This window comes from Pseudomonas sp. GL_103, assembly GCF_057835175.1.
The window spans coordinates 991,727-1,005,533 of sequence record NZ_CM174420.1 but is presented as its reverse complement, the minus strand read 5'-3'; the positions used below and the strand labels follow the sequence as shown (position 1 = coordinate 1,005,533).

The following is a 13,807-nucleotide window of genomic DNA, read 5'->3' as shown; positions in this document are numbered from 1 at the left end:
AAATCAACAAGTTAATAACTTAATAGTCATTTCGACACTGTCTGTTTTATAGTCATACCGACTACACGGAGTCACTATGACTGCAAAATCCCTGCTCACTGCCCTGCTGCCCCTGGTCTCCGACCTGTCCCGCGAACTGCCCGAGGGTGAGCGTTATCGACGCTTGCTGGAAGCCATGCGCGCCCTGCTCCCGTGCGACGCCGCCGCCCTGCTGCGCCTTGATGGTGAATGGCTGGTGCCGCTGGCCGTCGACGGCTTGAGTACCGACACCCTCGGTCGGCGCTTCAAGGTCAGCGAGCACCCGCGTTTCGAAGCGCTGCTCAGCGGCCCCGGCCCGACCCGTTTCGCTGCCGACAGCGACTTGCCCGACCCCTATGACGGCCTGGTCGATGGCCTGGATGATCATTTGGAAGTCCACGACTGCATGGGTTGCCCATTGTTCATCGACGAGCGCCCCTGGGGTCTGCTGACCCTCGATGCCCTCGACCCTGAGCGCTTCGAACCGATCGAACTGGACGCGCTGCAAGCCTTCGCCAGCCTCGCGGCCGCCACGGTCAACGCCGCCGAACGCATCGAGCGTTTGAACAACCGGGTCGAAGATGAACATCAACGCGCCGAGGTCTACCGCCAGGCCAGCGGCCAGCAGAATCGCGAGATGATTGGCCAGAGCAAGGCCCACAAGCGTCTGGTCGAAGAAATCAGCCTGGTGGGCGGCAGCGACCTGACCGTGTTGATCACTGGAGAAACCGGGGTCGGCAAGGAGTTGGTGGCCCAGGCCATCCATGCCGCCTCACCCCGCGCCGACAAACCGATCATCAGCCTCAACTGCGCCGCGTTGCCCGACACATTGGTGGAAAGCGAGTTGTTCGGCCATGTCCGCGGCGCCTTCACCGGAGCGATGAACGACCGCCGTGGCAAGTTCGAACTGGCCAATGGCGGCACGCTGTTTCTCGATGAAGTCGGTGAGTTGTCGCTGACCGTGCAGGCCAAGTTGCTGCGGGTGCTGCAGAGCGGTCAATTGCAGCGACTGGGTTCGGACCAGGAGCATCAGGTCGACGTGCGCCTGATCGCGGCGACCAACCGCGATCTCGCCGAAGAAGTGCGCAGCGGCCGTTACCGCGCCGACTTCTACCATCGCCTCAGCGTTTATCCGCTGCTGGTGCCGGCCCTGCGCGATCGCGGGCGCGATGTGCTGCTGCTCAGCGGTTACTTCCTGGAGCAGAACCGCTCCCGCATGGGCCTCAACAGCCTGCGCCTGAACAGCGACGCCCAGGCCGCGCTATTGGCCTACGACTGGCCCGGCAACGTGCGCGAGCTTGAACACTTGATCGGCCGTAGCGCCTTGAAAGCCCTGGGCAATTGCAAGGAGCGGCCAAAGATTCTCAGTTTGAGCGCAGCCGACCTGGACTTGCCCAACGCCAGCGTTGAAACCGCCGCCGAGCAACCCGCTGCCACCATCGCGCAAGCGGTGACCGGTGATTTGCGCGAGGCCACCGAGCACTATCAGCGTCAATTGATCGGTGCCTGCCTGGAGCGGCACAACAACAACTGGGCAAGCGCGGCCCGTGAGCTAGGCCTGGATCGGGCGAACCTGGGGCGGATGGCCAAAAGGCTCGGCATGAAGTGAAGGCGGCCTGACATTCAACGGAAATGCTAAAGCCTGCCCCCGACAAGTCGATAACCCGGCATCGAAGTCATTGGCGATCCCGGGATTGCCCGTCACCTTTTTCCAGAGAAGGTTCCTATGTCCTCCACCAAAGCCCGCGCAGACTCACTTTCGCTTCTGCTGTTTACCCTGCGCAGCGGCAAGCTGATGGCGATCAACCTGCTCAAGGTCAGTGAAATCATTCCCTGCCCGCCGCTGACCAAACTGCCGGAGTCGCACCCCCACGTCAAAGGCATCGCCACCCTGCGCGGTGCCTCGCTGTCGGTGATCGACCTCAGCCGTGCCATTGGCGAGCGTCCGCTGGAAGACCCGAACGGCGGCTGCCTGATCGTCACCGACGTCAGCCGCTCCAAACAGGGCCTGCACGTGCAGGCAGTGAGCAAGATCGTCCATTGCCTGACCACCGACATCCGCCCGCCGCCCTTCGGCTCCGGTGGTTTGCGCGCCTACATCACCGGCGTGACGTCGGTCGATGGCACCCTGGTACAAGTGCTGGACATCGAAAAAGTCATCCACGGCATCGCCCCGGCGCAAATCGAAATGGCGCCGACCGAACTGAGCATGGAAGACGCCGAACTGCTCGGCAACGCGCGCATCCTGGTGGTCGATGACAGCCAGGTCGCCTTGCAGCAATCGGTGCACACCCTGCGTAACCTTGGCCTGCAATGCCATACCGCCCGCAGCGCCAAGGAAGCCATCGACTGCCTGCTGGACCTGCAAGGCACCGCGCAGCAGATCAACCTGATCGTCTCGGACATCGAGATGTCGGAGATGGACGGCTACGCCTTCACCCGCACCCTGCGGGAAACCCCGGATTTCGCGCATCTTTATGTACTGCTGCACACCTCGCTGGACAGTGCGATGAACGCCGAGAAAGCACGACTGGCGGGAGCGAACGCAGTGTTGACCAAATTCTCCTCACCGGAATTGACCCAGTGCCTGATCACCGCGGCCAAGGCTGTCGCCGAACAGGGTTATTGAGTGTTGACCGAAGAATTCTGCTGGCTGATGCGGCGCGACCTCTCTGTCGTCGTGCCGTCCCCCGATTGGCCAGCCGGCCTGCAATTGAGCGAATACCGGCCCGAACTGGGCGCCGCCGTGCACCGGTTGATGGAGTTCGGTTATCTCGATGGCGGTGGTCGCGTAGCGGCGCTGGACATGTGGCAACGGCAGTTCGAAACCGATCCGGAATATGACCCGGCCCTGTGCTTCATTGCCCTGGATGCCGAAGAGGTGGTGGGCGTTTGCCAGTGCTGGACCAGTGCCTATATCAAGAACCTGGTGGTGCATCCGCGGTTTCAGGGCCGGGGGTTGGGGAGGGCGCTGTTGTTGCAGGCGTTCAAGGTGTTCCAGCAGCGGCGTGAAGGCTTCGTGGACCTGAAGGTACGTGAAGACAACCTTCGGGCGCGGCGCTTGTACGAAAGCGTCGGGATGCGTGCCGTCCGCCGGGAGCCGGTTTGCTCTGACATGCCGCAATCGCGAGCAAGCTCGCTCCCACAGGGTTACCCGTCGTACACAAAATCTGTGGCCGCACTCGACTACTGTGGGAGCGAGCTTGCTCCGGGCGGCGTTCCGACGATGGGGCCTGCACAACCACTGCAAAACCTTCAGGCATACTCACACCCTGGCCACTCATTACCAAGGAAAGCCCAAGCCATGAAGACTGCCAGCCTCGCCCTCCTCTGCCTCACCGCGCTCACCCTCCAGGCCCACGCCTCCAGCCCCGACGCCTGGACCACCTACGATAAAGCCGTACTCACCAGCTGCACCAAGGCCAGCGGCCTGAAGGACAGCAAACCGCTCGGCAACGCCGCGCAGTTCGATGACCGGGTCGGCTACACCGCGCTCCTGCTCCAGGGCCAATACCCGCAAAAGCACATGAAAGGCGCACAAGGCACCGAGTTGTGCCTCTACAACAAAAAGAGCAAAACCGCGTACGTCACCGAATGGGACTCCATCCGCCCGGCCGACAAGGCAAACTGAGTGGCGCATAACTTGCTTCGATAGCGGCCTTTGCGGCGGCATTCTGTCGCCGTTTCATGCCCTGTGATGCGAACGAACGCTCGATGAATACAACGTTTACCTGTGTAGGCTGCGGCAAATGCTGCAACGACCACCATGTGCCCCTGACCCTGGGCGAAGCCCGGATGTGGGCAGACGATGGCGGTCAGGTGATCGTGCTGGTGGAAGCGTTTCTGGGCAATGGCCTGGGTCTGCCGGTGCACCAACGGGAACACGCCGAACGCCGTTCGGCGGCGGTGCGTAGCGGCAAATCCGAGGCGTACGTGGCCATCACCTTCGCCGCCTACAATGTCGGCCCCTGCCGGAATCTTGACGAAGACAACTTCTGTCGCATCTACGAACGCCGGCCGTTGGTGTGCCGTATCTATCCGATGGAAATCAATCCGCACATACCTCTGAACACCGCCGTGAAGGAATGTCCGCCTGAGTCGTGGGAAAAAGGACCGGACCTGATTGTCGGTGGTGAGTTGGTCGACCGGGAATTGTCGGAATTGATCCAGCGCTCCCGTCAGGCGGATCGTAATGACATTCTGATGAAGGATGCGATTTGTGCGTTGCTGGGGATTCGCACGACAGCCCTGAAGGGCGACGGGTTTACCGCTTATCTTCCGGATATGGCGGAGTTCGCCGCGATCATCGACGACCTGGCCGGGCAAACGTTGCCGCAGTGGGCCAGCGAATGGCGGTTTCATGTGTCGGGGGATGATATTGCGGAGCAAGTGCTGGCCGCAGGTGCACAAGTGGCGGCGGATGCGCCGACGAATTACTCGTTTATTTCGTTGCGCGCGACGTGATCCGAAGGATTCGTCACCTGTAATGGCCCCATCGCGAGCAGGCTCGCTCCCACAGGAGAATGCGTTCTTTCATGAGAATGCGATCAAATGTGGGAGCGAGCTTGCTCGCGATGGCGGCAGATCGAGCAACTCAAGGCCTGAAATTCAGCGCTTACCCATCGACCGACGAGTCCCCGGCGGTGCCATGCCCGGCGTCTTGGTGTGGCCGTTCTTGGCGCCGTTCTTGTACCACGGCTGGTTGGAGCCCTTGGCGGCCGCCAGATCACCCGGTTTGAACGGGAATTTGAAGGCCGGGATCTCGGCTTTGGTTTCGCTGTCGGCGCTGGAGTCGACGCTGTCTGGCAGCTCTGCCTGCACGTCGCTCAGGGCGTCGGCGATCGGCGGTTGTTTCGGGGAAGTCATGAAAGCTCCGGGTGGTGCATGAAATGTCGGGCCCGGTGAGTGGGCCGCATGCCACAGTATAAGAAGTGCGGCAGTATAACTGGATGACGCACCGCAAGCTGCAAGCTTGCATTGACCGCCTGACGACTCGCACAAATCCCGTGAAGAATGTTAGCGTGCTCATCATTCTTCACCGCCCGACGAGCCCGCCCCCCATGAAAAAGACCGTCCTTGCGTTCAGCCGCGTCACTCCACAAATGGTTGAATGCCTGCAACAAGACTTCGACGTCATCGTGCCGAATCCGAAAAACGGCGACATCAATGCCCAGTTCAACGAAGCCCTGCCCCATGCCCATGGCTTGATTGGTGTAGGCCGCAAACTCGGTCGTGCGCAGCTGGAGAACGCCGCCAGCCTGGAAGTGGTGTCCAGTGTCTCGGTGGGCTACGACAACTATGACCTGGCCTACTTCAACGAACGCGGGATCATGCTGACCAACACGCCGGATGTGCTGACCGAAAGCACCGCCGACCTGGCGTTTGCCCTGTTGATGAGCAGCGCCCGTCGCGTCGCCGAACTGGATGCCTGGACCAAGGCCGGGCAATGGCAGGCCACTGTCGGTGCGCAGCTGTTCGGTTGCGATGTGCATGGCAAGACCCTGGGCATTGTCGGCATGGGCAATATCGGTGCGGCCATCGCCCGACGCGGTCGCCTGGGGTTCAACATGCCGGTCATCTACAGCGGCAACAGCCGCAAGACCGAGCTGGAAAAGGAACTCGGCGCACAGTACCGCAGCCTCGATCAATTGCTGGCCGAAGCTGATTTCGTCTGCCTGGTGGTGCCACTCAGCGAGAAAACCAGACACTTGATCAGCCATCGCGAACTGGCGCTGATGAAGCCGAGCGCGATCCTGGTAAACATTTCCCGTGGTCCGGTGGTGGATGAACCGGCGCTGATCGAAGCGCTGCAAAACAACCGCATTCGTGGTGCCGGGCTGGACGTATACGAAAAAGAACCGTTGGCCGAGTCGCCACTGTTCCAGTTGAAAAACGCAGTGACCCTGCCGCACATCGGCTCGGCCACCCATGAGACCCGCGATGCCATGGCCAACCGTGCCCTGGCCAATCTGCGCAGTGCCCTGTTGGGCGAACGACCGCAGGACCTGGTCAACCCGCAGGTCTGGAAAGTCTGATTGAACAATGGCACGTCATAATCGGCGTGCCACTTTATATAAAGTCTGGAAAACATCTTCCTTAAACAACTTACCACCCAACCCATATAACAAGCGACATAACTCGCAAAGCACTCTTCACCCTCACACCATCTAAACACCTATAAACTCCGAAAGACAAGAACGTATCAATCGTACATTCGGAGAGCATCCTGCATGAGCTATTTCACCACTACCTGCCTGGTAAGGCGGAGCAAATTATTAGTTGTCTTCATGGCGGCATTATTCGGTACAACGACCCTTATCAACAACATTACCGACTACACTGCATACGCCGAGTACATCGGGCGAATCATCAGCATGAGCGACACCGTCGGCAATGATTCCCGTCGTTACCGCGCCATCAGCTCAACCCTGTTTCACCACCGCTTTTACTGGGCACTGATCACACTCGAGACCATATTCACATGTAGCTTCATAGTTGGAACTTATCAACTCTACCGCAAACTCGGCGCACCACACAGCGAGTTCCACGAATCCAAAAAATTTTCCATAATAGGCTTTATTACAGCCATTTTTGCGTATCAGACTTTCTACATCATCATACTAAACGAATGGTTCGACTTAGAGTATTCCAAACAGGCCAATGCCTTTGAATGGGCGCAAACCCACATTGAATACATGTTCTTCGGTATTATTTATCTGTTAGCAGCAAAGGATACCTGAATAGTTTCAGGCCAGCTTGCCCGCCACCGGACTGGCACTTGCCTTGGGCTTGCGAAACACCAACACATTACCCAACATGACCATCACCAGCCCCGCCAGTGCCGGAGCGGTCCACTGGTAACCCTCGGCGAACGCCGAGACATTTAGCGCCACCACTGGGAACAGCACAGTGCAGTAGGCAGCACGTTCCGGCCCCATGCGCCCGACCAGCGTCAGGTAAGCGGTGAACCCGATCACCGAGCCTGGAATCACCAGGTACAGCAGTGACCCGATGTAACGCGCGCTCATCTCCATGTCGAAGGGAATGCCTTTGACCAGGCACCACACCGTGAGCATCGCCGCCCCGTAAGCCATGCCCCAGGCATTGGTGGTCAGCGGCTTGAGACCGGCCTTCTGTTGCAGGCTCGAAAGCATGTTGCCCGCCGAGAAACACAAGGTGCCGCACAGGGCCAGACCGAGACCGAGCAAGGTTTCCGGACTCGCGGTATGCCCGACCAGCTCCGGCCAGAACAGCAGTCCCAGCCCCAGCAGGCCCAACGCACCGCCCATCAGCACATTGCGGGCGATTTTCTGACCGAAGAACACCCGCGCATTGAGGGCATTCCACAGGGTGGCGGTGGAAAACACCACGGCCACCAGACCGCTGGGAATCCACTGGCTCGCTGTGAGGAAGCACATGAAGTTGACGCAGAACAGGCACAAGCCCTGAGCCAGGCAGATCAGGTGCCCGCGACGGTCCATCACTTGCAGGCGTCGGCTGAGCAGCAGGATCACGAACAGCACCAGCGCGGCGAGGCCGAAGCGATAGACGATCGACACGGGAATGGCCACCACGCCCAGTTGCCATTTCAAGGCAATCCAGGTGGTACCCCAGATCAACACGGTCAGCAGGTACAAAGAAAGGTTCATGACTAAGGCTCCTCGATAGGCGTCCAGTGTCCGGCGCCACGCTTGGGCGCACTTGCATAAACTTGCGCTTTTGTCTGGCGACAGGCTGGCAGGCACGCGTCTACGGAGTAGGATGCAGGGCGTTGGATGCAGGTGTTAGAGAGCAACGATCATGGCTGCACTGGATACCCTACAAGTCTTTCAAGCCCTCAACCGTTCGCTGAATGCTCGCCTGGAGCACAGCGCCGAGCTCGGTGACGGCTTGTCTGCAGCCTTGTGGAGCAATCACCACGACGCCCAGGAATACGAAGCGCCCAGCCACCACACGTTGTCCTGTTACATCGCTGGCGGCACCGGCACCTTTCGCCGCGACCAACCCGGCAACAAGGGTGGCCCGGACAAACTGTGCATCCTCCCGGCCGAACACCAGTCAGGCTGGGTGATCAACGGCGATATTCGCCTGGCACACCTGTATTTCAGCCCCGAACAATTTGCCCTCGGCTGCGTCACCCTGCTCGATCGCGAGCCACGGGAAATGCAACTGCGCGAACAGACCTTTCTCGATGATCCGCAGCAGGCGCTGCGCTTTCGGCAATTGATCACCTTGAACTGGGACGAGCCGGGCGAGCGCCTGCTCACCAGCAGCCTGGCTCACGAATTGCTCAGCCATGCCCTGCTCAGCCAGGTCAACGTGCGTCAGGGCTTGCGCCTCAAAGGCGGGCTGGCCGCGCATCAGCGTCGGCATCTGGTGGAGTTCATCGACAGCCATCTGGACGAGGCCATCAGCCTCGGTCAATTGGCGGCGTTGTGCGCGTTGTCCGAATACCACTTCGCGCGGATGTTCCGCGAAAGCTTCGGCTTGCCACCCCACCAGTACGTGCTGGCGCGGCGCCTTGACCGGGCGCGGGAGTTGCTGCGCACGACCTCGCAGCCACTGGGGGAGATTGCACTGGCTTGCGGTTTTTCCAGCGCCAGCCATTTCACCAACCGGTTTCGCCAGTCACTTGGCGGGACGCCCGGTGAGTATCGGCAGGCGTTTTTGCGCTAGATCCGGGATTTTCGGCGCCACACTTGCCGCCTTCGTCGGAACGATGACGCGGTCTGTCGTCAGAACTCCAGCGTGCTGGACAGCGAAATCTGCCGCGAATCCCCCATGGAAACAAAGAACCGACTCGCCGCCGAGGTGTAGTAGGTGCGGTCGAACAGGTTCTTCACGTTGAGCTGGAACTTGACCTTCTGCCCTTCGACCCTGGTGTCGTAAGTGGCGAACGCATCGGCCACGGTGTAGCTCGGCAGATCGAAATCGTTCACCGCGTTGCCCGCGCGCTCACCCACATAACGCGCCCCGGCGCCAACCCGCAGTTGATCGCCGCCAATGACGCTGCCGAAGTCATAGACGGCCGACAGCGAGCCGCTGTTCTTCGCCACGTTCTGCAACTGATTGCCTTTGTAAACCGGGTCTTCGGTAACCTCGGCATCGGTGTAGGCGTAGCTGCCGATCATGCTCCAGCGATCGGTGAGCTGACCGCTCAGGTCCACCTCCAGGCCACGGGAACGCACTTCACCGGCGGCACTGTAAATCGTGGTCGGGCCTTCGGCGTTGGCCACCAGCACATTACGTTTCTTGATGTCGAACAGCGCGATGTTGCCGGTGACGCGGCCCGGCAGATCAAGCTTGGCACCCAGCTCCCAGGACTTGGCTTCTTCCGGCGCGATGCCGCCGTCAAGCACGGTACTGCTGCCGCTCAATGGCGCGATGGTGGAATTGGGTTTGAACGACTCGGTGTAGCTGCCGTAGAACGACAAGGCATCGGTGTACTTGTACACAAGGCCCGCGCGCGGTACCCATTTCTGCCCGTTGCTGTCGGTGTTGGCGTGGAACGGCACGCCTTTGCCGGCGTATTGGTCGTAAGCCTGGAAACGCGCACCGGCCACCAGAATCCACTTATCGGTGAGGTGGATGGAGTCTTGCAGGAAGACCGAATCGCTGCGCAGTTCATCGGTCTGCGCGCTGTCGGCCGCACTGACGGTGGTGCCCGCCACTTCCCGACCATAGACCGGGTTGACGTAACTGAATGTGGTCAGGCTTTTCTGGCGGATCAGGTCTTCGCGGTAGATCTTGCGATACTCGTCATCGACGCCGAACAGCAGGTCGTGCTGCATGCCAAGCACGTTCACGTTGCCTTCGAGGCTCGCAGTGGTGAACCGGTCGGTGCTGATCGCATTCTGGGTGCCGTCCATGCTGCGGGTCAGAGTGCCTTTTTTGGTGTCGATGGCGGTCACGCGCACCTGGCTCGCATCGTAGGTTTCGCGGTTCCAGCTGTAGCCGAAATGGGCTTTCCAGTTGTCGTTGAGTTCGTGATCGGCCTCGAAGTGATAGAGATCCGAACGCCCTTCCATGTTGTTGAACGGTTCGTCGAGACGCTCGTTGCGCGAGATGTCCAGCGGATGGTTGGTCCGTGGATCGATCAGCGTGCCGCGGTCGAACGGTGTGAGGAATTCGCGGTGCTCATAGGAGAACAGCAGCGTGGTGCTTTCGCCATACCAGGCCAGGGATGGCGCGATCAGGCTCTCGCGATGCACGCCGAAGTTGCGCCAGTAATCCTCATCTTCGTAGTCCAGAACCATCCGGTAGGCCAGTCCGGAATCGCCGAGGGCTCCGGTGCTGTCGAGACCGCCGCCGCTGCCGTTCTTGCCATCGCCATAACTCGAACCGCGCGCGGTCAGTGCGTTGTACTGCTCAAGCTCGGGCTTCTTGCTGACCATATTGACCACGCCGCCCGGATCCTGGATGCCATAGAGCAACGAGGCCGGACCCTTGAGTACTTCGACCCGGTCCACGCTGGCGTTGAGGCCACGCCCCTGCACGATCGGCATGCCGTCGCGCATGATCGAGCCATTACGGTTGTCGCCAAAGCCACGGACCATCACCGAGTCCTGGGTGCTGCCCAGGGTGTTGGCCTGGGTGATGCCGCTGACATTGGCCAGGGCGTCATCAAGATTGCGCGGCGCCTGGTCGCGGATGACCTGGGCCGGGACGACATTGATAGTCTGCGGGATTTCCTGAATCGGGACCGAAGAACGCATCACCGAAGAGGTCGGTGGCGGCTGGTAGCTCATGGAGTCATCCATCACCGAGGTGATGGTGGTCGCGCCCAGGTTCAACGCACCTTCAATCGGCCGTGGCTCCAGCGCAATGGTGTGGCCGTCGGTACGACGGAACGTCAAGCCCGAACCAGTGAGCAGTCGTTGCAGGGCCTGTTCGGCGCTCATCTGGCCATTGATGGCCGGCGCATTGAGGCCGTACGGCGCTTCATCGGTGTAGACGACGCTGATGCCGGTCACTCGGCTGAAATCACTCAGGGCCTGGGGCAGCGGTTTGGCGGCCAGCGCGAAATTGAATTGCCCACGGGGCTGACTGCTACCCGCCTCTGCGGCCAGCGCCACGCTAAGCGGCAACAAGGCCAAGGCCGAAAAGCTCAACGCAGACACACCCAACCATTGTTTGACCGACCCCGATTTTGCCCTGGACTTCATGACTCATGACCTGTGTAGAACCGCAACGGATGCGAATGACTCGCAGTTTCAGTCACTACACGGATGGCAATCGGGTTTACCTCAGCAAAAATCTGAAAATATTTTTATTCAGGGTGATGTGGTGTTTGAACTGGCCCCATCGCGAGCAAGCTCGCTCCCACAGGGTTATGTGTTGCCCCAATACTGTGACCGACTCAATACCTGTGGGAGCGAGCTTGCTCGCGATGGGGCCAATCGATTCAACGCAAAATAATCAGATGCCCCATAACCTGATGCTGCTCAAACCCCAACACTCCCTGCAACGAACTCAACACCGCCTGCGGGTTCCTGCTCGGAAAGCTGCCACTGACCCGGCGCGTCGCCAGTTCATCGTTGAGTATTACGATCCGTCCGGGGTAATAACGCGCCAAATCCTGCACCACATCGGCCAACGTCGCCTTGTAGTAATTGAGCCAGCCCTGGCGCCATGCCAACTGCGCTTCGCTGTCCACCGCGTGGAGTGTTTGCGCCGAGCCTTCTCCGTAGGCCACTTGCTGGCCGGCGGTAAGAATTTGCTGTTCGGCGTTCTGCTCCGCCGCGACGCCAACTCGTCCCGACAGCACCGTGACCTGTGCACCGTGGGGCTGTAAACGGACTTCGAACTGCGTACCCAGGACCCGCGTCTGGCCCTTCTCGGCGCCCACCACAAACGGCTCGCCGGTGTGGGTAACACTGAAAAAACCGGCGCCGCGACGCAGTTGCACATGCCGCTCGCCGCGGCCGAAATCCACGGCGATGGCGCTGTCGGCATCCAGTGTCACCTGCGACTGATCGGCCAGAGTAACGGTGCGAATTTCCCCCGGTGCCGAGACGTAATCCGCCCCCAGGTCATCAATCCAGCGCATTGGCTGCCAGCCTGTGCCGAGACTGATCATCAACAGCAGACACGCGGCCATCGCCAGCGCAGCGGACCAGCGCCCGACAGTACTCTGCCGCGGCTTGTCCATGGCGTTGAGATAGCCCCGCAAGGCAAAAGCGTCTTCATCGGCGAGCGCGCGCGCCGGCCCTTCGCTCAACTCCCACAGCACTTGCGCCTGGGCATAGGCCTCGGCATGGGCGGGGTCGGCCTGCAACCATTGGCTGAACGTCACCTGGTCACCGCTGCTGGGCTGGTCATGCAACAAACTCAGCCAGGCCAACGCGGCCTGTTCCTGAGCGGGCGTCGGAATGACGCGTTCGAAGTGGTTCACGGTGCTTTCCCTGGCGTACGCGGCTCGGGTTCCCGAAGGCTGGCCTTGCAGGCTTCGAGGGCGCGCATCATATGTTTTTCCACGGCACTTTGGGACAAGCCCATGGCCTTGGCGATCTCGGCGTATTTGCGGCCGTGAATGCGATTGAGCAAGAAGATCTGCCGCGTGCGCTCCGGTAACGCGCGCAACGCGGCTTCGACGTGGCGCAGATCGTTGCCCGCCTCCAGCGCCGCTTGCGGTCCTCTGCCATGGCTATCCGGTGGCTCGACCATCAAGCCTTCGCTGGCCCGGACCCGCGTGCCTTCACTGCGCAAGTGATCGATGGCGATGTTGCCGGCGCAGCGCAACAGGTAGGTGCTGAGTTCCTCGACTTGCACCAGCGGCCGCCGCCAGAAACGCAGGAACAAATCCTGTACCAGGTCAGCCGCCGTCGCCCGGCAACCGACACGCCGACTCACCAGTGCTTCCATCTGCGAACGCTGGGAGAGAAACACCTGGAGAAAATGCGCACGGTCGCCGCGCTGTTGATCGCGCTCGATATCGTGGGGGTCGGGGGGCAGAGTGATCATCGTTCATGTTTCGATCTGAAAACCGGTGAGGCCACGACAGCGTCAGGGGGCCGGCAAGGCCGCAATATTAATGATAAATATTCTCATATGCAAAAGGATCGGGTGCAGCCCTCTATTACGCCCGTTGGTTGCACCGCAAACCTGGTTGCCTCCACAGCCCATGCCAATGGCCATGGAATCCAAAAGCCACCGAAAACAAAACGGGCCTGCAATGCAGGCCCGTTTTCATGGGAAGGTAAAAAAGTGAATCAGGTGTCAGCCGTTAAGCGATGCCTGTTCGTTCTCAAGAAACTCTTCTTCCAGCAGATGGTCGGCATGGGCGGCACTCTCGATGGGTACCACATTGGCTCGTTTGCCGCGTAATTTGCCGAACATATGCTCCAGCGCATGTTCAAGCTTGGTGGCCGCTCCGTCGATCGCCTGCTCCATGGTGGAGGCTTTATGGGTGACGGAAACCGGTTGATGGCCTTTTGGCCGCGCCTCCAGCTGGCAGCGCATGTCGTGGGGACCCGGCTTGTCGCCGTTCTCGTCCCGCAGGTGAACCTCGACCCGTGTCAGGTCCTCTTCGTAGCGTTCGAGCGTGCTCTCAATGGTCGTACGTACCCACTCCTCCAGTCGTTTACTGCCTTGAATATGGTTATCGCTATTGACTTGGATTTGCATAGTTCATCCCTTATTTCAGCTAGCTCGCGAGAGGCCGGTCAGCTAAGCCCTTGGGCGTCATCACCGTGACCTCTTACTTACACAATCGGTCTGTACGCTGAACAATTCAACCCCCTAAAAAAGATAAATTTTCAATCGCAAAAAAAGCCGGACAACCGGTAAA

Annotated in this window: 13 protein-coding genes and 1 pseudogene; 8 read left to right on the top strand and 6 right to left on the bottom strand. The window is 60.1% G+C overall.

Annotated features, from left to right (window positions below):
• Positions 1–76: 76 nt before the first annotated feature.
• The 5 genes and pseudogenes from norR (at position 77) to AC3IP0_RS04485 (ending at position 4,482) form a co-directional block, all read left to right on the top strand.
• Positions 77–1,627, top strand: a complete 1,551-nt coding sequence (gene norR / locus AC3IP0_RS04505) for a nitric oxide reductase transcriptional regulator NorR (RefSeq protein WP_489318408.1) — start codon at positions 77–79, stop codon at positions 1,625–1,627.
• A gap of 117 nt (positions 1,628–1,744) precedes the next feature.
• A complete protein-coding gene (locus AC3IP0_RS04500) occupies positions 1,745–2,647 on the top strand; it encodes a chemotaxis protein CheV (protein ID WP_008046758.1) in 903 nt (300 codons plus the stop codon).
• A 27-nt stretch (positions 2,648–2,674) separates the two neighbouring features.
• Positions 2,675–3,124 (top strand): annotated as a pseudogene (locus tag AC3IP0_RS04495) (GNAT family N-acetyltransferase); the annotation flags it as partial.
• A 198-nt stretch (positions 3,125–3,322) separates the two neighbouring features.
• Positions 3,323–3,649 (top strand): hypothetical protein, encoded by a 327-nt coding sequence (locus AC3IP0_RS04490; protein ID WP_489327779.1) that lies wholly within the window; start codon positions 3,323–3,325, stop codon positions 3,647–3,649.
• Positions 3,650–3,732: 83 nt separating this feature from the next.
• Entirely contained in the window at positions 3,733–4,482 is a 750-nt protein-coding gene (locus tag AC3IP0_RS04485) for a YkgJ family cysteine cluster protein (protein ID WP_489326724.1), read from the top strand.
• 144 nt (positions 4,483–4,626) lie between these two features.
• Here the strand turns inward: AC3IP0_RS04485 and AC3IP0_RS04480 are convergent, their stop codons facing one another.
• The gene (locus tag AC3IP0_RS04480; RefSeq protein ID WP_223459130.1) at positions 4,627–4,884 is read right to left on the bottom strand and encodes a hypothetical protein; all 258 of its coding nucleotides are present in this window, start codon (positions 4,882–4,884) and stop codon (positions 4,627–4,629) included.
• 194 nt (positions 4,885–5,078) lie between these two features.
• On the opposite strand from AC3IP0_RS04480, the gene AC3IP0_RS04475 reads away from it, so the two are divergent.
• A complete protein-coding gene (locus AC3IP0_RS04475) occupies positions 5,079–6,053 on the top strand; it encodes a 2-hydroxyacid dehydrogenase (protein WP_489326722.1) in 975 nt (324 codons plus the stop codon).
• 195 nt (positions 6,054–6,248) lie between these two features.
• Entirely contained in the window at positions 6,249–6,758 is a 510-nt protein-coding gene (locus AC3IP0_RS04470; protein WP_489318403.1) for a DUF2165 family protein, read from the top strand.
• A 6-nt stretch (positions 6,759–6,764) separates the two neighbouring features.
• On the opposite strand, the gene AC3IP0_RS04465 is transcribed toward AC3IP0_RS04470, so the two are convergent.
• The gene (locus AC3IP0_RS04465) at positions 6,765–7,667 is read right to left on the bottom strand and encodes a DMT family transporter (RefSeq protein WP_489326721.1); all 903 of its coding nucleotides are present in this window, start codon (positions 7,665–7,667) and stop codon (positions 6,765–6,767) included.
• A gap of 151 nt (positions 7,668–7,818) precedes the next feature.
• Between AC3IP0_RS04465 and AC3IP0_RS04460 the strand changes: the two genes are divergently transcribed.
• Positions 7,819–8,694 carry a helix-turn-helix domain-containing protein gene (locus tag AC3IP0_RS04460; RefSeq protein ID WP_489326720.1) on the top strand — a complete coding sequence of 292 codons (876 nt, stop codon included), beginning with the start codon at positions 7,819–7,821 and terminating at the stop codon, positions 8,692–8,694.
• Positions 8,695–8,753: 59 nt separating this feature from the next.
• On the opposite strand, the gene AC3IP0_RS04455 is transcribed toward AC3IP0_RS04460, so the two are convergent.
• From AC3IP0_RS04455 to AC3IP0_RS04440, 4 genes are all read right to left on the bottom strand, one after another.
• Positions 8,754–11,183 carry a TonB-dependent siderophore receptor gene (locus AC3IP0_RS04455; protein ID WP_489326719.1) on the bottom strand — a complete coding sequence of 810 codons (2,430 nt, stop codon included), beginning with the start codon at positions 11,181–11,183 and terminating at the stop codon, positions 8,754–8,756.
• 239 nt (positions 11,184–11,422) lie between these two features.
• A complete protein-coding gene (locus AC3IP0_RS04450; protein ID WP_489326718.1) occupies positions 11,423–12,412 on the bottom strand; it encodes a FecR family protein in 990 nt (329 codons plus the stop codon).
• Positions 12,409–12,981, bottom strand: a complete 573-nt coding sequence (locus tag AC3IP0_RS04445; RefSeq protein WP_489318398.1) for an RNA polymerase sigma factor — start codon at positions 12,979–12,981, stop codon at positions 12,409–12,411. Before AC3IP0_RS04445 ends, AC3IP0_RS04450 begins: the two co-directional genes overlap by 4 nt.
• Before the next feature lie 255 nt (positions 12,982–13,236).
• Positions 13,237–13,644, bottom strand: a complete 408-nt coding sequence (locus AC3IP0_RS04440) for an HPF/RaiA family ribosome-associated protein (protein ID WP_489318397.1) — start codon at positions 13,642–13,644, stop codon at positions 13,237–13,239.
• Between the last annotated feature and the right edge of the window lie 163 nt (positions 13,645–13,807).

Excerpts from the sequence above, each read along its gene's own strand:
- norR (WP_489318408.1), top strand. The coding sequence starts at position 77 with ATGACTGCAAAATCCCTGCTCACTGCCCTGCTGCCCCTGGTCTCCGAC.
- AC3IP0_RS04500 (WP_008046758.1), top strand. The coding sequence starts at position 1,745 with ATGTCCTCCACCAAAGCCCGCGCAGACTCACTTTCGCTTCTGCTGTTT.
- AC3IP0_RS04490 (WP_489327779.1), top strand. The coding sequence starts at position 3,323 with ATGAAGACTGCCAGCCTCGCCCTCCTCTGCCTCACCGCGCTCACCCTC.
- AC3IP0_RS04485 (WP_489326724.1), top strand. The coding sequence starts at position 3,733 with ATGAATACAACGTTTACCTGTGTAGGCTGCGGCAAATGCTGCAACGAC.
- AC3IP0_RS04480 (WP_223459130.1), bottom strand. The coding sequence starts at position 4,884 with ATGACTTCCCCGAAACAACCGCCGATCGCCGACGCCCTGAGCGACGTG.
- AC3IP0_RS04475 (WP_489326722.1), top strand. The coding sequence starts at position 5,079 with ATGAAAAAGACCGTCCTTGCGTTCAGCCGCGTCACTCCACAAATGGTT.
- AC3IP0_RS04470 (WP_489318403.1), top strand. The coding sequence starts at position 6,249 with ATGAGCTATTTCACCACTACCTGCCTGGTAAGGCGGAGCAAATTATTA.
- AC3IP0_RS04465 (WP_489326721.1), bottom strand. The coding sequence starts at position 7,667 with ATGAACCTTTCTTTGTACCTGCTGACCGTGTTGATCTGGGGTACCACC.
- AC3IP0_RS04460 (WP_489326720.1), top strand. The coding sequence starts at position 7,819 with ATGGCTGCACTGGATACCCTACAAGTCTTTCAAGCCCTCAACCGTTCG.
- AC3IP0_RS04455 (WP_489326719.1), bottom strand. The coding sequence starts at position 11,183 with ATGAAGTCCAGGGCAAAATCGGGGTCGGTCAAACAATGGTTGGGTGTG.
- AC3IP0_RS04445 (WP_489318398.1), bottom strand. The coding sequence starts at position 12,981 with ATGATCACTCTGCCCCCCGACCCCCACGATATCGAGCGCGATCAACAG.
- AC3IP0_RS04440 (WP_489318397.1), bottom strand. The coding sequence starts at position 13,644 with ATGCAAATCCAAGTCAATAGCGATAACCATATTCAAGGCAGTAAACGA.